Source organism: Rhizobium sp. BK098, from assembly GCF_014193155.1.
GTDB lineage: Bacteria > Pseudomonadota > Alphaproteobacteria > Rhizobiales > Rhizobiaceae > Rhizobium.
In genome coordinates, this window is the sequence record NZ_JACHYY010000005.1 from 25,417 (window position 1) to 43,757 (window position 18,341).

General features: G+C 58.3%; 17 protein-coding genes. 13 read left to right on the plus strand and 4 right to left on the minus strand.

Annotated elements, in window-relative coordinates; genetic code table 11:
* Positions 1-184: 184 nt before the first annotated feature.
* Positions 185-613 (minus strand): universal stress protein, encoded by a 429-nt coding sequence (locus tag FHT73_RS14650; RefSeq protein WP_112398057.1) that lies wholly within the window; start codon positions 611-613, stop codon positions 185-187.
* Here FHT73_RS14650 and FHT73_RS29355 point away from each other — a divergent pair.
* A complete protein-coding gene (locus FHT73_RS29355) occupies positions 500-973 on the plus strand; it encodes a hypothetical protein (protein WP_184353624.1) in 474 nt (157 codons plus the stop codon). The genes FHT73_RS14650 and FHT73_RS29355 overlap by 114 nt on opposite strands.
* Here the strand turns inward: FHT73_RS29355 and FHT73_RS14660 are convergent.
* The 3 genes from FHT73_RS14660 to FHT73_RS14670 form a co-directional block, all read right to left on the minus strand.
* On the minus strand, positions 955-1,602 hold the full coding sequence (locus FHT73_RS14660; protein WP_112398059.1) for a BON domain-containing protein: 648 nt from the start codon (positions 1,600-1,602) through the stop codon (positions 955-957). The two genes, FHT73_RS29355 and FHT73_RS14660, sit on opposite strands and share 19 nt — an antisense overlap.
* Positions 1,603-1,811: 209 nt before the next feature.
* A complete protein-coding gene (locus tag FHT73_RS14665; protein WP_183712504.1) occupies positions 1,812-3,149 on the minus strand; it encodes an ATP-binding protein in 1,338 nt (445 codons plus the stop codon).
* Positions 3,146-3,823, minus strand: a complete 678-nt coding sequence (locus tag FHT73_RS14670) for a response regulator transcription factor (protein WP_112338813.1) — start codon at positions 3,821-3,823, stop codon at positions 3,146-3,148. The genes FHT73_RS14665 and FHT73_RS14670 overlap by 4 nt, the downstream gene beginning before the upstream one ends.
* Positions 3,824-4,185: 362 nt before the next feature.
* Between FHT73_RS14670 and FHT73_RS14675 the strand changes: the two genes are divergently transcribed.
* The 12 genes from FHT73_RS14675 to cydX all read left to right on the plus strand — a co-directional run bounded on the left by FHT73_RS14675 (position 4,186) and on the right by cydX (position 18,320).
* Positions 4,186-5,040, plus strand: coding sequence for a glycosyltransferase family 25 protein (locus tag FHT73_RS14675; protein WP_112606540.1), 855 nt, complete (start codon positions 4,186-4,188; stop codon positions 5,038-5,040).
* Positions 5,041-5,043: 3 nt separating this feature from the next.
* Positions 5,044-5,799 carry a glycosyltransferase family 25 protein gene (locus FHT73_RS14680; RefSeq protein ID WP_183712506.1) on the plus strand — a complete coding sequence of 252 codons (756 nt, stop codon included), beginning with the start codon at positions 5,044-5,046 and terminating at the stop codon, positions 5,797-5,799.
* Between the two features lie 183 nt (positions 5,800-5,982).
* Positions 5,983-7,917: a heavy metal translocating P-type ATPase gene (locus FHT73_RS14685; protein WP_183712508.1), complete on the plus strand. Its 1,935-nt coding sequence runs from the start codon at positions 5,983-5,985 to the stop codon at positions 7,915-7,917.
* Positions 7,918-8,058: 141 nt separating this feature from the next.
* Positions 8,059-8,370: a hypothetical protein gene (locus tag FHT73_RS14690; protein WP_112606546.1), complete on the plus strand. Its 312-nt coding sequence runs from the start codon at positions 8,059-8,061 to the stop codon at positions 8,368-8,370.
* A gap of 92 nt (positions 8,371-8,462) precedes the next feature.
* Positions 8,463-9,167, plus strand: a complete 705-nt coding sequence (locus tag FHT73_RS14695) for a CBS domain-containing protein (protein ID WP_183712510.1) — start codon at positions 8,463-8,465, stop codon at positions 9,165-9,167.
* The gene (locus FHT73_RS14700; RefSeq protein ID WP_183712511.1) at positions 9,164-10,480 is read left to right on the plus strand and encodes a divalent metal cation transporter; all 1,317 of its coding nucleotides are present in this window, start codon (positions 9,164-9,166) and stop codon (positions 10,478-10,480) included. The genes FHT73_RS14695 and FHT73_RS14700 overlap by 4 nt, the downstream gene beginning before the upstream one ends.
* Before the next feature lie 222 nt (positions 10,481-10,702).
* Positions 10,703-11,416, plus strand: coding sequence for a CBS domain-containing protein (locus tag FHT73_RS14705; RefSeq protein WP_183712513.1), 714 nt, complete (start codon positions 10,703-10,705; stop codon positions 11,414-11,416).
* 485 nt (positions 11,417-11,901) lie between these two features.
* Positions 11,902-13,662, plus strand: a complete 1,761-nt coding sequence (cydD, locus tag FHT73_RS14710) for a thiol reductant ABC exporter subunit CydD (RefSeq protein WP_183712515.1) — start codon at positions 11,902-11,904, stop codon at positions 13,660-13,662.
* Complete coding sequence (gene cydC, locus FHT73_RS14715; RefSeq protein WP_183712517.1) at positions 13,659-15,347, plus strand: thiol reductant ABC exporter subunit CydC; 1,689 nt, start codon at positions 13,659-13,661, stop codon at positions 15,345-15,347. Before cydD ends, cydC begins: the two co-directional genes overlap by 4 nt.
* An 81-nt stretch (positions 15,348-15,428) precedes the next feature.
* Entirely contained in the window at positions 15,429-17,024 is a 1,596-nt protein-coding gene (locus FHT73_RS14720; RefSeq protein WP_183712518.1) for a cytochrome ubiquinol oxidase subunit I, read from the plus strand.
* A gap of 5 nt (positions 17,025-17,029) precedes the next feature.
* Entirely contained in the window at positions 17,030-18,184 is a 1,155-nt protein-coding gene (gene cydB / locus FHT73_RS14725; protein WP_112606558.1) for a cytochrome d ubiquinol oxidase subunit II, read from the plus strand.
* Between the two features lie 22 nt (positions 18,185-18,206).
* Positions 18,207-18,320: a cytochrome bd-I oxidase subunit CydX gene (cydX, locus tag FHT73_RS14730; RefSeq protein ID WP_112338802.1), complete on the plus strand. Its 114-nt coding sequence runs from the start codon at positions 18,207-18,209 to the stop codon at positions 18,318-18,320.
* The last annotated feature ends 21 nt before the right edge of the window (positions 18,321-18,341 follow it).

Here is an 18,341-nt window from a genome sequence, read left to right on the forward strand (position 1 = left end):
TTCTCATGACAGGCTTTTGACAGGTTCGTCGATCACGATCCCGTTGATTGGAATATCTGGGGTCAAACCATATGTCTTGAGATCGATGGCCGTGAACGGCCGCAACATACGCCCTCTAGCCTACGCTTGTACGACCAGGCCGCCAATGCAACGACGCAGTCCAGCCTCTGAATGAGTTGGATATTTACTGCTTCGGGGCCGACGGAATCCGATCGATGTGAACGGAGCATTTCGCATGGTGGACAATGTGGTCGACGGTCGATCCAAATACCCGATCGAAAACATCGTTGGTATGAGCCGCGACCACGATCAGATCCGCCTTTGTTTCGATCGCAATGGCGAGCACCGTGTCGGCGGCCCGACCGGTGCGAACATGGACAAGCGCTGGCACTGAAAGCTCTCTGCAAAGCAGCGACAGCTTTTCTTCCGCTTCACCGATGACAGAGACTGCCCACTCATCCGGTCCCTGCCTGACAAGGGACGGAAATCGCTCGACCGTATGGGCGAGATGAAGCGTTCCTTCCGTGTCGAGAAGCGCGCAAGCCGTATGCATCAGATGCTCGGCTTTCTCCTTCGATCCGAGGCCAACCGCACAGACAATCGACTTATACATCGCTCCACCTCAGAACAGATCCTTGCCGCCGATGCCGACAAATTCGGTTCGAAACCCCAAGGCATGTACCTGCTTCAGAAAGCGATCCGCACCCAATATATCTACCTTGAGGCTATCACTCAGACACTGGCAGAGGGGATTGCACAATTCATCATGCACCCACGCTTGAGCGCGGGGGGACACAATTGTGATTTCCCATTTGTCTCTGTCTGCTCTGTCGAGGCGAAAATCGCAGTCCTGGTGGTGCGGGAGGGGATATCCGGCACCCGCAAGCAGCGCTTCTTCCGTTCGTGTGAAATCCGTGCTCATGATTTTGCATCCCTCCTTCTATCGAAAGTTGATCAGCTGATGGACAGTTGATCATCGAGTGCATGGACGCCCGGCGCCGACCACGCGGCACGTTCCGCCGCACGACGCTCGAACAAGGTCCTGACGTGGCCCTTCAAGATAACTTTACCACCGGAAACATCGACCTGGATTGCGTGTGCCTCCAATTCCGCATCGCGTTCCAGCGCATCCTCGATGCGCCGCTTGATGTCATCAGCACTGATGCTGGGAACGACCTCTATGAGATTGGAGACGCCAATGACACCGGCGAGATCCCTGACAGCGGCGGCGGCGGCATTCTTTTGGTACTGCCACTCCACCTTGCCGGTAAGCGTAACGACGCCCTTGCATACGCGGATCTGCACCATTTGCTTTGGAATGGAGATATTCCAGTCTACCATTTTGACTGCCCGTCGGGCGATGTCGTCGTCGTCTGTCCGCCGCGGGCCTAGGATTTGAACATCTATTTCCTGGGCTATGGCGCGGACGCCTTTGACGCGTCTCGCGGCTTTCTCGGCGGCGTCCTTCTCCGCATATGTGCCAACATGTCCGGTAAGAGTGATGACGCCGTCGCGTGCGGTCACACCAATTTCGGCCGCATCCACTTTCGGCTCAAATTCCAGTTCATCCAGAATATTCTGTCTGAGAGTAATGTCGTTCATGACCGTCTCCTTGAAATTCCGTTAGCGGGAAAAGGATAGGACTAGCCAAAGGCTGCAGCATTGATCGAGGTCAAGGAACTGGCGGGGCCATTCTAAGGAAGGCCGAATCTCAGTAAGCCCGGGCAAAGGAGTTGCATTAGCAGGTCCGACGACTGCCAAGCCTCAGCTTTCTGCCAAGATGATCTCTGCAGAACATGAAAGCTCCGTTCTCAGATCGCTTTCTGATGGATTGGAAATTCCATTGTCGCGGATGCTCCGCCCTCCGGCAAATTGGTGAGCTTGAGATCGCCTCCGTGAGCAATCATCGTCTCCTTCACGATCGACAGGCCAAGGCCGAGACCACCCGCCCCGCTGTCCGGTTTGCCGACGACCGCCACCGGCTCGAGCCATCGGGCGGGATATCCTGGGCCGGAATCAGAAACCGTGATGCCGCATCGAAAGATCGTCACCGTAATCGTCGTGCCCGGAGGTGTATGGTTCAGTGCATTCTCAATAATATTGCGCAGGGCTCGAAAGATGAAATCGAACGCGCCGCTAACCACGACGGGCTCTAAGGGTGGCTGCAATTCGATGTCGCGGCCCTTGGAAAGAATGACCGGCGCAAGGAATGCTGCTACCCGCCGTCCGATATCGCCAAGATCGACCCGGTCGCTTGCCTCAAAATGTAGGCCACCGATCCTGACGCGATCGACCAATTGACTGACCAGCCGTTCCACACCCTCGAAATCCTCCTCGACTTTCCGTGCGATTGCATCTTGCGATAGCGCAAGGCGAGCCTTGATAATCGCAAGCGGCGTCCGAAGCTCATGGGCAAGATGGCTCGAAAATTGCTCAAGTGACAGAAAGCCCGCCTGCAAGCGATCAAGCGCCTCGTTGACCGCGCTCACCAATGCCAGCACATCCTCCGGCATCCTGGTTTCCGTCAGCCGCGTGGCTATGCTGGAGGGCCCGATTTGCCGCGCCTCTTCCGCCGCCTGGCTCAATGGCTTCAGCGCGAATTTCAGCACGAGGATGTTGACCAGCAGAAGAAGGCAAACAAATGGAATCCATATCCACGCGATATCAGTGACGAACTCCTCCAATACGGTATCAAAAATAACGTGCTCCCGCGGGAAGGCGATTTGCACGAAATGCACGGGATTGGTGCCATCAAGCTGCATTGAGATGCCAAAAAGGGCTCTGACTTTGCCGTGACCCGGGAGCAAAAAGTACCGAACCTTCTGGTTTGAGACAGGAACCAGCGGCTGATCCAACGTCTCCGAACTGGCAACAACTCTACCTGTATCGGTCACTATGGCGAATTGGCCGCGCAGTTCCTCGATTCGCGTTTTCAGGGCAGTTGCCGGCCCACCGGTAAGTTGCGGATCCGAGGCGAACTGGCGCTGCATGTCTTGCGCGAAAGTCGAGAGCGTCTCTTCACGAAAAGCATCGTTGGCCGCTTGAAAGCGGACGTACAAGAAAAGAACACTCGCACAGACTGCAACCAGCGCGACGATAGACATAGCAACGACGAGGCGCCTGAATAGCGTCAGTCGGCGAAATGTCATGAACGTCCCTCCGTCAGCATATAGCCGACGCCTCGCATGTTATGGATATCGATCGCAGCACCCGCAGCCTGGAGCTTTTTACGCAATCGGTGGATGAGAACCTCGACGGCGTTGGAGCTTAGCTCCTCGCCGAAGCCATAGATCGACTCCTCGACCTCGCCCTTGGAGAGGACCCTGTTGAATCTGCGAAGAAACAATTCCAGCGCGGCGAACTCGCGGCGACTGAGCTGCAGTTCGGTCTCCCCGACTTTGGCAACATGCTGTGAAAGATCAAGATGGACGTTACGCTCGCTGAGGATCGTATCGTGGCGTAGGGCTGGGCGACGCATCAAGGCACGAACGCGCGAGATTAGCACGCCCATAACGAAGGGCTTGACGAGATAGTCATCGGCACCGCTGTCGAGCGCATCGATAATCGAACTTGCGGCATCGCGTGCCGTCAGGATGAGAATAGGCGTTGAGGGCGCCCGGCGACGCACAGGTTCGAGCAAGGACAGGCCGTCACGATCTGGCAAGCCGAGATCGAGAATGACCGCCTCATAGCTGATCGTGGACATAGCTTCCTCGGCATCGCTGGCTGAACTGACCCAATCGACGGCAAAACCATGCGAACGCATTGCCTCGCTTGTCAGCGATGCGAGCTTGGCATTGTCTTCAACGAGCAGCACGCGCATGAAGCAGTCCAAAACTTTCGTGTTGATCCATAGCGTAACTGCAGCGCAAAAGCCTCTTTATTCTTGGCGAATTCGAGGCACGCCTGTTCGCATCCGTTTGCTGCACCCGCCTTGATCCTGTGGCATCGCGCGTCGATATCCAATTCGATATCCCGGCGGCAGGCGAACGAGAGAGAAGCCTCCGTATCACTCCCGCTTGGGTGATGAGTTGGGCGCTCCAGTTAAACTTGTCCCAGAAACCTAACCTGGGGGTTATTTTCACTTTTTTGACAAGTTTCTGTAAGTCGCCCGTAAGCCGGGCCAAACAATGTCCGCTCCGACAAACGCAATCGCCACCATTCTTGTCGGAACGAGCGCCTAGCATGAATGACAAAGATCTTAGCGATCTTCCCATGAAGACTTACCTCATCAATCTCGATCGTGCTGCTGATCGGCTGTCCGCCATGCAGGATAAGCTCGATGGTATAAGACTGCCGTTCGAACGAGTTGCTGCCGTCGACGGGCAAGCGCTTGAACTGCCCATCAGGGACTTCCGTGAGGGAGCCTATAGGCTGCTGCATGGAAGAAGGGGCAATCTCGCAGAGGTGGGCTGCTACCTTAGCCATATTGAATGCGCAAAGCGCCTGCTTGCCTCGGAGTCAGAATTCGCCCTGATACTGGAGGATGATCTCGAATTTCCCGCCGACTTGAAACAGCTCCTGAGGGCCGCAATCGAGGCGAACGCCGATTGGGACATCCTGCGGCTTTCGACGGTCAATCGCGGTCGCAAATACCCGTTTGCCGACTTGACGTCCCAACGTTCCCTTGCGGTGGCGCTTACTCGCGAGAAAGGATCGGGCGCCTATTTGCTCAACCGGCGAGCCGCCGCGTGGTTTGTCGAAAAGCTCGTTCCGATGCGTTTGCCGTTCGATCTTGCCTTCGATCTTGAATATCTGGCGGGTCTGAAGGCCGCTTTTGTCTTTCCCGTGCCGATCAACCAGGATACGGGATTGCCGTCCCAGATCCAGGCCAAACGCCGAACCTATCATTTGCGGCGATGGCGCTACGCAACTGTTCAGCCCTATCGCGCATGGCTGGAAGCGTCACGTTTTATCTGTCGTCTTCGACAATTGACGCGGCTTTTGCTGAAGCATGCCTTCTTGCGAAGAATGGATAACCTTTCCTCCCGAACCCGCACAAAACCCTTGTCATTGACGGACGGGAGCAGAGGTGACTGATCAATGGTTTTTTTGCCCGAGAGCCTCGGTGTCTATGTCATTAACCTGGCCAGATGTGTTGACAGGTGGAAAGCTATCCGCTCGCAGGCGCTCGCCCATGGTATTCATATCACACGGGTTCCCGCCATTGACGGGCGTAACATCGCTCCCATGGACTACGTCGACGTCGATCACGCCAGCTTTTTCAGGCATGGAGGTAGACAATTGCTGCCGGGCGAGTACGGCTGCTACCGAAGCCACCTGCGCGCCGTGGACATGTTCCTATCCAGCACATTCGAGGCATCCATCGTTATCGAGGATGACGTGGAAATCGTCGGCGATTTGCTGGAGCGGACCTTGCGGATACTTGCCGCGGTGCCGACCGCAGACATCGTCAAGCTGTTCAACCACAGAATCCATGGGTTCCGGCGGGTCACCACGACGATTTCTGGAGATGAGATCGGCCGTTGTTTGCACGGTCCCCAGGGATCCGCTGCATGCTACATTGTCACCCGCAACGGCGCGCGCGCGATTACCTCGGCGATGCGGACCATGATCCTCCCCTTTGATGTCGCCTTGGAACGTGGGTGGGACCACGGCGCCAATATTCTTACGGTGAGAGAAAACATCGTCGAACTCAGCAAGCATAGTCAAGACACGCAGATCGGAACCAGAGCCGACTATAGGGCGATAAAATTCTCGGGGGCACGGCGATTACCGACGCACGTTCTACGTGCGCTCGACTATTCGCGACGGATTAAATATGCGCTCGATATTTGACGAATACGCTGTGAACCGCGCTGCGGAGCGGAAGACGCGATTCATCCGCTGCTTTTTTTAAATTCGCAGTCTCTCGGACGAGCTGCATTGAGGCGGATCAATGTCTGTTCGATGGAAACGGTTCTAATCAGCTGATCGAGAGCAACAGCATATCGGATACAAACTCAGCCACCGGAGCCAATCATGGCATTCTCCAGCGTGACCAGCACGGTAGTTTTCCTGCTAAAAACCAGTGGATCATCTTTGGTGCTGATTGCAGCATCCGGGCTTTTGGCAGGCATTACCTTCATATTGATCGACAACGTCGCGCTTGCCTCCCTTGTCTGGGCACTCGCCACCTTGCCGATCCTGGGCGCGTTGTTGCTGCAGACCTTCCGTTCCTTGCGTCACGGCGATTTCGGGTTGGATATCGTCGCCGCGCTGTCAATGGCGTTCGCCCTTTCCTTTGGCGAAAGCCTCGCAGCCAACGTCGTCGCGCTGATGTATGCAGGTGGACAGATGCTGGAGGGATATGCGTCCGGCCGCGCTGCCCGTGAGATGACGCTACTGATGGGACGAGTGGCACGAACTGCATTTCGCTATATTGGCGATCGGTTGGAACTAACTCCTATCGAGAAGATAGTTGTTGGCGATCACATCATGATCCGCCATGGCGAAGTGCTGCCCGTCGATGGTGTTCTTCTGTCTCCCCGCGCTATTCTCGATGAGTCTGCGTTAACGGGAGAAGCACTCCCTGTGGATCATCGGGCTGGTGAAGAGGTGTTAAGCGGCAGCGCATCGATCGGCCCCGTCTTTACTGTCAGGGCGCTTCGCCCCGCCTCTGAGAGCACATATGCTGCGGTTGTACGCCTCGTTGAGACGGCACAGAAGAGCAAGGCGCCGATGGCGCGTCTCGCTGACCGCTATGGCCTGGCATTTTTGCTTATGACGGTAGCGATAGCGTTGACGGCCTGGCTGCTGTCCGACGATCCGCGACGTGCTCTTGCCGTTCTCGTCATCGCCACGCCCTGCCCGCTTATCCTGGCCGTACCGGTCGCGCTCATGTCGGGTATCTCGCGCTGTGCCTCGATAGGATGCCTGGTGAAAGACGGTAGCGCCCTTGAAGCCTTAAGCCGCGTACGGGTTGCCGTCCTCGATAAGACCGGTACACTCACACACGGCAAGCCCGAAATCGTGGCAGTCGGCTGCGGCGCTTGGATCGATAAGGACGAGTTGTTGCGTCTTGCCGCTTCGTTGGATCAAGCATCGAGCCACGTCATGGCTGCCGCTTTGATCGCGGGAGCGCAGGAACGCAATCTGCGGCTCTCGCCACCAACCAATGTCGAGGAAGTTGGTGGAAGCGGGCTTGAAGGAATGGTCGACGGACGCCGCGTCGTGATCGGTGGTAGCCGCTTTGTGAAAAGCCGAAGTTTTCGAAACGCTTCCCAAGTCTTCGAAAATCATCACCGATCTGGTGAAGCTGCGGTGACAGTCGCAATCGACGGCCTTGTCGCGGGAAATATCATCATGGCCGATCCAGTGCGCGCGGAGGCGATCAGCGTTCTGCAGCGATTGCGCAGTGCCGGAATTACGAAAATCGTTCTTGCCTCCGGCGATCGCCTGGATGTTGCCTCGCATGTCGGCAACATCCTCGGCATCGAACAGGTGCTCGGCGAACAGACACCGGCTTCAAAAGTGGAGGCTGTTATCGCGGCTAAAAGCTTCGGTCCGGTGATGATGGTAGGTGACGGCGTCAACGATGCACCGGCGCTTGCGGCGGCCGACGTAGGTGTTGCATTAGGCGCGCGCGGGGCAGCGGCCTCTTCGGAAGCGGCAAACATCGTACTGCTCGTGGACCGGCTCGATCCTTTGGCAACCGCCCTAGTTGTCGCCCGCCGGGCCGTTGCGATCGCTCGCCAGAGCGTGGTTGCGGGACTTGGCCTTTCAGTTGCCGGCATGATCGCCGCAGCATTCGGCTATTTGCCGCCGCTGCACGGCGCTTTGCTTCAGGAAGTCATCGATGTCGCAGTCATCCTGAATGCATTGCGTGCCCTTGGGCCGTCCAAATTGGAGGGCGGCCCATATAGCCAGTTCGCGAGTATAGCGAACAGACCTGCCTCCAAGACGCAATTATCCTGAAGCGCAGATCGCCGGATCACATCACCACGTCGCTCTGCGTCTGGTCGGGAAGATCCTTACCCTCATTGATTCTGATCAATGCCGCAGCGGCGAATATCCGCAGGCTGCTTTCTGCAACCAAACCCATGAAGGAACAAACCAATGCTGAGAGCCAGACGCGACAGCCTGGGCGGTGCGGCCTCTAAAGCCATTCCCTCCCTCGGCGAGGTGGAAGGCCGCATGATGGTTCTTGAACTCATCGCGCTGACGGCGCTCACCCGTCTGATACGTCTTCACGACATCGGCGAGAGAGTAGATCTCATCAACGCAATGCGGCACGCCATCGATCGCGAATGTCACGACGCCAGACTGTGTGGAACCGACACGAAGTCCGCTGAGAAATATGCGGAAGAATTGCTGGCCTCGGCCCAAGAACAGGCGCTCGTTCTGGAATCGATCCGAAACGACGCCTGAGGATGGCATCGACCGGCTTTTGGCCTGCCTGCGATTCTATGGGCGCGGCAATAGCGGGAATACCTAAAGTTAAGTGAAGATGGAGAGCTGTCGTGCAAGCCAAAGACATCATGACACGGAATGTCATCACAGCCACGCCGACGATGAGCGTCCGAAACGCGGCGCTGCTCTTGCGCGCCAATGATATCAGCGGTCTTCCTGTGATTGACGACGATGGCGCGGTCTGCGGCATCCTGACCGAAGGGGATCTCATGCGACGCGTCGGCGACAATTGGGCGTCGTCGGCCAAAGACGTGTTCGAGCAAGATGATCGGCATGGTTTGAACACTTGCATTCAAATCTACGGCTGGTCGGTTGGCGAGGCGATGCACCGCGAGGTTATCAGCGTAACCCCCGAAACGGATGTAGGGCGGATTGGTAACCTGATGCTGTCCCACGAAATCAAGCGAGTTCCGGTCATTAGCAACCGTCGTCTTGTCGGTATTGTCAGTCGATGCGATTTGATCAATCTGGTCATCGACGCGCCTGGTCGACACGTCGCTAAGGGCGATGACGCCATAAAGCTCGCCATCAAGACCCGGCTGGCCGCAGATCTTGGAATTGGTAGCAACAAGGTCGACGTCATCGTCAAAGACGGCCAGGTACAAGTACAGGGATTCCTCGAGTCCAATATCCAACAAAACGCGATCCGAACGCTTGTGGAGGGAATTCGAGGAATCAATGGATATGTCGATCGGACAACGCTCCTGCCTTCGGACACCGTCAGCGTTTCAACGACGCGAGACCGTGGCCAATGAGTCAGGAACTCGTCACTATTGGACAATCCTCGTGGCGATCGCGATTGTCGGGTCGTCTTGCTCGCCTGCGACAGCACCCACTCGCGAGCGTGGGTCCAGGCCTGATCACCGGCGTCGCCGACGATGATCCGAGCGGCATCGCCACTTACTCCCAGGCGGGAGCGCAATTCGGCCTGAACATGCTCTGGACAATGCCGGTGTCATTTCCAATGATGGCGGTCGTCCAAGCGACCTGTGCACGGATCGGACGTGTGACCGGACAGGGCCTGGCGGCGAACATAAAGACCGCATTTCCACCGGTGGTCCTCTACGCCGTCGTTTTCTCGCTCCTGATCGCCAATATTTTGAATATCGCCGCCGATGTTGCCGCGATGGGCGAGGTCGCGGAGCTGGTGACAGGCTTCAACCGGCACCTGATGACAATGTTCTTCGTCTTTGGGACGCTCGCGCTTCAGGTCTTCATCCCGTATCACCGCTATGTCGCGTTCCTGAAGTGGCTGACGATTTCGCTCCTGGCCTATGCTGCGGTCCTCTTCACCGTCCATATCGACTGGCAGCAAGTTGCCTTGAGGACGATATGGCCGACGATCACTCCAACACCGACCTATGCTGCGGTCGTCGTCGGCGTCTTTGGGACTACGATCAGTCCTTACCTCTTCTTCTGGCAGGCATCGGAAGAGGTGGAGGATATGAATGCCGCTCCCGATTCAATGCCTTTGTCCAGAGACAGTGCGAGAGCTCCCAAGGAACTTCGCCGTATTGGCTGGGATACATGGAGTGGCATGCTCTACTCCAATCTCACGGCTTTCTTCATCATATTGGCGACCGCCGTGACGCTCAATGTCGCCGGCATCACGCAGATCGACACGGCCGCGCAAGCAGCGAGCGCACTGCGGCCGCTGGCCGGACCCTTTGCCGCACTTATCTTCGCGCTCGGAATTCTAGGCGTCGGTCTCATCGGCGTGCCCGTTCTCGCCGGCTCCGCCGGCTATGCACTTGCCGAGGCCATGGGATGGAAATTCGGCCTGGAGCGCAGTCCAAATGACGCTCGGGGTTTTTACAGCGTAATCGCCATAAGTGTGTTGCTGGCGCTGATCATTCAGTATTCGCCGATCACCCCGATGAACGCATTGTTCTGGAGCGCTGTTATAAATGGTTTGCTCGCCGTCCCGCTGATTGCCGTCATTCTGTTGCTGGCGTCAAACCGCAAGATCATGGGTCCATACACGATCGGGCAAGGGGCCGCATGCATCGGCTGGGCCACGGTCGCGTTGATGGCGGTCGCAGCCGGGATGATGTTCGTTCCACAGTAGCCTTCTAGTGAAACTCTCTAGCTTTGGCCGACTGAAGTTGCCGGGCATCTTTCAAACAGGCGGTCCATTGTCCCACGAGACGGCTTGTCGATGATCGCAACTAGCCTCGCTCATTTGATGTCGATCAAAGCATGGCAGTCGTGTGGTCTGTAACCTTCTCGGCATGGAACAACCCAAACCCCTATCGGCGCCACAAACCAAACCCATCGCCGGGAGACGACCATGCTCATTCAAGAAATCATGAACGCACCAGCTATCACCGTAAGTCCCAAAACATCTGTCGTGGATGCGGCGACAATAATGCTCGACCGTCACGTCAGCGGTCTTCCAGTCGTTGATGCCGGCGGAAACATTGTCGGCATTGTCAGCGAAGGCGATTTCCTTCGCCGCTCGGAATTGCAGACGGAGCGCAAGCGATCCTGGCTGCTCGAGTTTCTGACCAGCCCCGGCAAGCTTGCTGATGAGTATGTTCTTTCACATGGCCGCAACGTTGAAGAAGTGATGACGTCGGAGGTTGTCACTATTGCTCCCAATGCCACGCTCGCCGTTGCCGTCGACCTGATGGAAAAGCATGGGATCAAGCGCTTGCCTGTCGTCGTCCAAGGCAAAGTGATCGGGATGGTCTGCCGATCAGACCTGTTGCGGGCGCTGGCGAACATGCTGCCAAAGAAGAAGGTTCAGGCCAGCGACGATCAGATCGCCCAGGCGGTCATTGCCGAGCTCGCCCATCAGAGCTGGAGCCAAAATGGCTTCATAAAAGTCAGCGTTCAGAACGGCGTTGTCGAATTGTCCGGCACTATCTTCGACGAAAGAGAGCGACTGGCAGCCAAGGTTGCAGCGGAGAATGTGCCTGGCGTCAAGTCCGTTACCGACCAGATCACATGGATCGATCCCTATCTCGGTGTTGCCATGCCAGCGCCGAGTGAAGCGGTCTGAACAACGCAATCGCCGTAGGCGCAAGAAAAGACGATATGGCGGGGCGGCGAACGACTGGCTCGATGCCCAGTTTTGACCGCCATCTGGATTCCTCAGACAGCCCAAAACTAGCTGCTGGCGACGACCGAGCTTTTCCCGCACTGGCGGAGACCCTGCCTGGCAAGACCAGTCTCTCATAGCTTCTCGAAGTTGACCTAGGTCAAAGCTGAAGCGTCACAGGCAGATTACTAAACGTCGAGTTCACCGTGCAGACAGTCCAGACCAACCCAAAAATCTGGCACCGAATGAAGTGAATTTAGAATTGCCTAATGAAGTGCATTTAGAATTGTCTAAAGTCACTGAAGCGACGGAAATCATCATGAGCCTTGCGCCTGTCGTCCAATCTTGCCCCACTCATCTCGGGCTTGTCGAGGTAGCGAAGACGCGCGTCGTTTGCTCGGTCGCAAGCCCATGACCGCCAACCCCATCGACAAGAGGCAGGCACGATGACCACCGCATTCTTCGATACGGGATCGGAAGTCAGACGAGAAGCGGAGACCGACGTCACCGACAGCTCAATCCAACCGTCTTCCCCAAAAGACCGGTCGCCAAGAACAATGCGCGCCAAATTGTCACCTGCCGCTCTCGTGCAAACGCTGGCGTCACTCCTGTGGATTCCCCAAGCAGCTTTGCTTGCCAGTGGAATAGGCGTGATCGCTGACAGACATGGCATAACGGCAACGGCGATACCGGCGCTGTTCGTCTTCCTCCTTGGCGCCTTGCGTGCCGGACTGGATTCCTTGGGCGGACGCTTAGCCTTTCAAGCCGCGCGCGCAGAACTGAGCCGGCAGCGCGAGATTGCCGCTACAGCACTCGCCGCCCGATCGCCACTAGACAGCGATCGTCCAGCGTCCGGTTTTGCCGCAAGCCTCATCGCCGAGCAGGCTGAAACCATCGTGCCCTATCTCGCTCGCTTTCGACCGGCACGACTGAAAGCAAGTGCCGTCCCACTGGTCATCCTCATATGCATTGCACCGGTCTCCTGGCTTGCAGCCCTCATCCTGCTCTTTACGGCGCCACTGATCCCCATGTTCATGGCCTTGATCGGCTGGCAAGCCAAGGCTGCAAGCGAAAAGCAACTGGCCGAGACCGGCGGGCTCAATGCTTTTCTCCTCGACCGGCTGCGCGGCCTCGCCACTATTCGCGCGCTCGGCGCCATCGATCGCACCGCTTTACGACTGCGGGCTGATGCAGAACAGCTCAAGCTGCGAACCATGGCTGTGCTCAAGATAGCCTTTCTATCCTCGGCAGTCCTGGAGTTGTTTGCCGCACTGGGCGTTGCGGCAATGGCCGTCTATGTCGGCTTCAATCTGCTCGGCGCAATCGATGTCGGCACATGGTCCGGGAGATTGAGCCTGACGCAAGGTCTGTTCATTCTGCTGCTGGCTCCGAGCTTCTTCGAGCCTCTGCGAGAACTATCGGCAGTCTGGCACGACCGGGCAGCCGGAGAGGCTGCCCTGGACGCTCTCGATGCACTATCCAGCACCGGCATGACGTTGCCGGGCTGGCGCGATGAAAGGGTGGCGGAAACCAGCCGTAATCGTACGTCGCCGTCAATCGATGTCGATCGGCTCTGCTTCCGGCACGGGCGCGGACAAATGCCTGTTTTCGACGGTTTCGGCCTGGCGATCGCAGCCGGTGAGCATGTAGCTCTCCTGGGAGAAAGCGGTGCGGGCAAGACGACCATGTTGTCGTTGATTGCTGGTCTTGTTTGTTCAGAGAGTGGCATGATCCATGTCGGCGGGCAGCGACTTAATGATATTTCCGCGTTCGCACTGCGACGGCGCATGGCCTGGATCGGTCAACGGCCGCATATTTTTGCCGGCACGATGACCAGCAACATCACGCTCGGCCGACCCGAAGTCAGCCCGCGCGCGGTACAACAAGCGATTGACCTTGCCCATCTGCGGCGAACTGTGACCCAGCACGGCGCCATGTCCATCGGCGAAGGCGGGGCAGGCCTGTCCGGCGGCGAAGCGCTCAGATTGGCGATTGCCCGTGCCGCCGCAACCCCGCATGTCGACATCATCCTCGCAGACGAGCCGACCGCGCATCTCGACACCGAAACCGCACGTGAAGTCACCGATGCATTGTTGGCAATCGCCCGCGGACGGACACTCGTTGTTGCCACACATGACCCGGTTCTGGCTGCAAGGATGGGCCGGATCATCCATATCGACGCATCGGTCCGGGAGGAAGCGGCATGACGTCGATAGTCTCCGCTCTTCATCCCATCTGTCGGCTTTTCCTGGCAGCGCGCGGCCGCGCATTACTGCTCGGCACCCTCTTGTCGGCCTTGACGGTGTGCGCCGGCATCGCACTCCTCGGTCTGTCGGGTTGGTTCATCACGGCCGCCTCACTCGCTGGCCTCACCGCGACAGCCATCGCCTTCGATGTCTTTGCTCCATCGGCGGGCATCAGGCTGCTGGCGATCCTCCGCACCGCTGCACGCTACGGCGAACGAGTGACCACCCATGATGCCACGCTCGGCATGCTCGCTGCGCTGCGCGAAAATCTGTTTCGCGGCTGGGCGGCACCCAGTGCGGCAACGATGTTGATGCGCAGGCCAGCCAAGTTGCTTTTCCGGCTGACGGCGGATGTCGATGCGCTCGATTCCCTCTATTTGCGCGTCCTTGTGCCGGCCGCCATCGCTATTGTCTCAGGCCTGGCGGTCAGCATCGCACTGATGCTGCTGTCGGTTCCGTTCGGTCTGCTCGCCGGCCTATGGCTTCTCGCTGCCGGTCTCGGCATTCCAATCATTGCGGGGCGCTTGGCGCTGAAACCGGCGCGGCAACGCGCTCATGCGATCGAGGCACTACGCTCGCGTAATGTCGATCTCGTCGCCGGACAGACCGAACTCGTCATGGCCGGCAGACTGCAGGCGCAATGCACAGCGATCGCTGCCGCTGATCGCCGTCTGGCCGAGGCAGACGACAGACTGAACCGGATCGAAAGCGGAGTTACGGTGAGTTTTGGCCTTGCCTCCGCAGCGCTTCTGTCGGGCACTTTGCTGACGGTCACCTCGCTGGCGGAACGCGGCATTATCGATGCACCATTGGCCGCTCTCGGCCTGCTGATGGCCCTTGCGGCGCTCGAACCCTTTGCAGCGCTGCGCCGTGGGGCGCTGGAACTCGGCCGTACCGTGCTTGCCGCCCGCCGCCTTTCACCTCGTCTGGTACAGACTGCTCATCCCTCCGCACATCTAACGCCGCCAGACGGCGTGGCCGTCCGAGTCTCCGGCGTCTCCGCCCGATATGACGGAGCAGCGGTGGCTTCGCTTGAAGACATCACGCTTTCGCTGGCACTGGGCGAGCATCTCGCGGTGATCGGCCCGAGCGGAGCCGGAAAGTCGACCCTGCTTGCCGTCCTCGCCGGTGAACTCGCGATCGAACGCGGCGTGGTCGAGACCGCTCCGGCCACGATGCTCACCCAGCGCACGGAGCTGTTCCAAGACAGTCTACGGGATAACTTACGTCTTGCCGCGCCGGATGCTGACGACGAGATGCTCTATATGGCGCTTTCGGATGCCGGCCTCCTGGAAAACGTACTGTCCCAGCCGAATGGCCTCGACACCCGCCTCGGCGAAGGCGGTCTTGGTCTGTCTGGCGGACAATCCCGTCGCCTGGCGCTTGCCCGCCTGTTCCTGCGCGGTACCAAACTCTGGCTGCTCGACGAGCCGACCGAAGGTCTGGACCGCGAAACCGGACGGGATGTCATGCGGCGCCTTGCCGATAGCGGCTGCGGCCGGTCGCTGGTCATCGCCACACATATCCGTCGCGAAGCCGAGATCGCCGATCGGATCGTCGTTCTCGACGAGGGCCGCATCGTCGCGACCGCGCGGCGGGGAGAAACCGAATTTGATGCAGAGCTCACCCGGCTGAGGCAGGACTGAGACATCTGACCGATCAATCATAGCCAAAGCCGTTCAAGGCTGCGGTGCATCAACCACCTTTTGGAGCGTGGGAGAAAGACTATGGAACTCGATATCGTGGCGCTATCACGCCTGCAGTTCGCCATGACAGCGCTGTATCACTTCTTATTTGTACCATTGACGCTCGGCCTTTCCGTGCTGCTTGCCATCATGGAGACGACCTATGTCATGACCGGCCGCCAGATCTGGCGGCAGATGACGAAATTCTGGGGGACGCTCTTCGGCATCAACTTCGTGCTCGGCGTCGCCACCGGCATCGTGATGGAATTCCAGTTCGGCATGAACTGGAGCTATTACAGCTATTATGTCGGCGATATTTTTGGCGCGCCGCTGGCGATCGAAGGATTGATGGCCTTCTTCCTCGAGGCGACTTTCGTCGGTCTGTTCTTCTTCGGCTGGGACAAGCTGTCCAAGGTCGGCCACTTGGTCGCCACCTGGGCGGTTGCGCTGGGATCGAACTTCTCGGCGCTGTGGATCCTGATCGCCAATGGCTGGATGCAGAACCCGGCGGGCTCGGCGCTCAATCCGCAGACCATGCGCATGGAGATCGTCAGTTTCTTCGATGTCGTCTTCAATCCGGTGGCGCAGGCGAAATTCGTTCACACCGTCTCGGCCGGCTATGTCTGTGCCTCGATCTTCGTGCTGGGTGTTTCAGCCTGGTATCTTGTCAATGGCCGCAGCGTCGAGCTTGCAAAGCGCTCGATGACGGTTGCCGCGTCTTTCGGTCTCGCTTCTGCTTTGTCGGTCGTCGTGCTGGGTGACGAGAGCGGTTATCTCACGACCGAGCATCAGAAGATGAAGCTCGCGGCGATCGAGGCCATGTGGAAGACCGAACCGGCGCCGGCCGCCTTCACCGCCTTCGGCTTTCCAGATCAGGAGGCTCGCGAGACCCACTATGCCATTCACATTCCGTGGGCCATGGGCCTGATCGGGACGCGATCGCTGACGACGGAAATCCCTGGCATCGACAAGCTCGAGGAGCAAGCCAAGAACCATATTCGCGAGGGCATCAAGGCCTATGATGCGCTGATGAAGATCCGCGCTGCCAAGCCGGCAACGCCCGGAGAAGTCTCACAGGATGTCGCAACCGCGCGCACCTCCTTCGAGGATATCGGCCACGAGCTCGGCTATGCTCTGCTGCTCAAGCGCTATGTCGACGATCCACGCCAGGCAACGGAGGAGCAAATCGCCCAGGCCGCTCGCGACACCATTCCGAATGTGCCGACGCTCTTCTGGTCCTTCCGCATCATGGTCGGCCTCGGGATGTTCTTCATCCTGCTGATGACGGTCTTCTTCTGGCTCTCGGCACGGCGGAAACTCGATCGATATCCGATGCTGTTGAGGATCGCCGTCTTCGCCATTCCGCTGCCCTGGGTCGCGATCGAGCTTGGCTGGGTGGTTGCGGAATTCGGCCGCCAACCCTGGGTTATCGAAGGCGTTTTGCCAACCGCCGCTGCCGTTTCCAATCTTGGAGCCGTTAGCGTCCTGATCACGTTGCTTGGTTTTGCGGCGATCTACACGGCGCTGATCGTTATCGAAATGAGTCTGATGGTGAAAGCCATTCGCAAAGGCCCGCAACTGGGCGACGAGCCAGAAGCCGGCCTCACCTCCAAAACTCTCATTCCTGCTGCGGAGTAACCATCATGATCCTTCATGAGTTGATCGATTACGAAACCCTGCGCATCATCTGGTGGCTGCTTCTCGGCGTGCTTCTGATCGGCTTTGCCGTCACCGACGGTTTCGACCTCGGCGTCGGCGCGCTGCTGCCATTCGTCGCAAAGACCGACACGGAGCGGCGCATCGCCATCAATTCCGTCGGCCCGACATGGGAGGGCAACCAGGTCTGGCTACTGCTTGGCGGCGGCGCGATCTTCGCCGCCTGGCCGCCGCTTTATGCGGTCTCCTTCTCCGGTTTCTATCTTGCGATGTTCGCAATCCTATTCGCGCTCATCCTCAGGCCGGTGGCGTTCAAATACCGGTCCAAGCGCGAGAGCGCCCGCTGGAAGGCAGGCTGGGATTGGGCGCTGTTTATCGGCGGCTTCGTTCCCTCGCTGATCTTCGGGGTTGCGGTCGGCAACGTGCTGCAAGGCGTACCCTTCCGCTTCGACGATGATATGCGGATCTATTATGAAGGCTCGTTCTTCGGCCTGCTCAATCCCTATGCCTTACTCTGCGGCCTTCTCTCCGTCGCCATGCTCGCCATGCATGGTGCGGCATGGCTGCAGCTCAAAACCAGCGGCGTTGTCGCGGAACGCGCACGCAGCTATGGCAGTCTGGCGGCACTTGCGACGATCGTGCTTTTTGCCCTTGGCGGCCTTGCTCTCTGGTACGGCGTCGACGGTTATCGCATTACCAGCCAGATCGATCCCATCGGTCCGTCCAATCCGCTGTTGAAGACGGTCGATCACGGCACTGGTGCCTGGTTTGCAAATTACGGCAACCATCCGTGGATGATGGCCGCTCCGATCTTCGGCTTCATTGGTGCCATCGCCACGCTGCTATCGATGACTGCTCGCCGTGAAGTGGCGCCACTGCTCTTCAGCAAGCTCGCCATCTTCGGCATCATCTCGACGGTCGGCGTCTCGATGTTCCCCTTCATCCTGCCTTCTTCGCTCGACGTCCGCTCCAGCCTCACGGTCTGGGACGCGTCCTCAAGCCATATGACGCTGTTCGTCATGCTGATCGCAGTGCTGATCTTCCTGCCGATCGTACTTGCCTACACCGCATGGGTCTATCGCGTGCTCTGGGGCAAGGTCGACGAGAAGACGGTCAACGACAAGAACGGTCACGCCTACTAAATCCCATACAAGGAGAAAGAACATGTGGTATTTCGCCTGGCTTCTCGGCTTCCCGCTTGCAGCCGCCTTCGCCGTCCTCAACGCGATGTGGTACGAACTCGTTGACGACAATACCGAGAAGAACAAGCGCGGATAGTGCCCCGGCGGCCGGGCACAT

Bases quoted from the DNA above. Each gene is read 5' to 3' on its own strand.
- cydB (WP_112606558.1), top strand. From the start codon at position 17,030: ATGATCCTTCATGAGTTGATCGATTACGAAACCCTGCGCATCATCTGG.
- cydC (WP_183712517.1), top strand. From the start codon at position 13,659: ATGACGTCGATAGTCTCCGCTCTTCATCCCATCTGTCGGCTTTTCCTG.
- FHT73_RS14700 (WP_183712511.1), top strand. From the start codon at position 9,164: ATGAGTCAGGAACTCGTCACTATTGGACAATCCTCGTGGCGATCGCGA.
- FHT73_RS14680 (WP_183712506.1), top strand. From the start codon at position 5,044: ATGGTTTTTTTGCCCGAGAGCCTCGGTGTCTATGTCATTAACCTGGCC.
- cydX (WP_112338802.1), top strand. From the start codon at position 18,207: ATGTGGTATTTCGCCTGGCTTCTCGGCTTCCCGCTTGCAGCCGCCTTC.
- FHT73_RS29355 (WP_184353624.1), top strand. From the start codon at position 500: ATGGGCGAGATGAAGCGTTCCTTCCGTGTCGAGAAGCGCGCAAGCCGT.
- FHT73_RS14705 (WP_183712513.1), top strand. From the start codon at position 10,703: ATGCTCATTCAAGAAATCATGAACGCACCAGCTATCACCGTAAGTCCC.
- FHT73_RS14650 (WP_112398057.1), bottom strand. From the start codon at position 613: ATGTATAAGTCGATTGTCTGTGCGGTTGGCCTCGGATCGAAGGAGAAA.
- FHT73_RS14670 (WP_112338813.1), bottom strand. From the start codon at position 3,823: ATGCGCGTGCTGCTCGTTGAAGACAATGCCAAGCTCGCATCGCTGACA.
- FHT73_RS14685 (WP_183712508.1), top strand. From the start codon at position 5,983: ATGGCATTCTCCAGCGTGACCAGCACGGTAGTTTTCCTGCTAAAAACC.
- FHT73_RS14660 (WP_112398059.1), bottom strand. From the start codon at position 1,602: ATGAACGACATTACTCTCAGACAGAATATTCTGGATGAACTGGAATTT.
- cydD (WP_183712515.1), top strand. From the start codon at position 11,902: ATGACCACCGCATTCTTCGATACGGGATCGGAAGTCAGACGAGAAGCG.
- FHT73_RS14665 (WP_183712504.1), bottom strand. From the start codon at position 3,149: ATGACATTTCGCCGACTGACGCTATTCAGGCGCCTCGTCGTTGCTATG.
- FHT73_RS14690 (WP_112606546.1), top strand. From the start codon at position 8,059: ATGCTGAGAGCCAGACGCGACAGCCTGGGCGGTGCGGCCTCTAAAGCC.
- FHT73_RS14675 (WP_112606540.1), top strand. From the start codon at position 4,186: ATGAATGACAAAGATCTTAGCGATCTTCCCATGAAGACTTACCTCATC.
- FHT73_RS14720 (WP_183712518.1), top strand. From the start codon at position 15,429: ATGGAACTCGATATCGTGGCGCTATCACGCCTGCAGTTCGCCATGACA.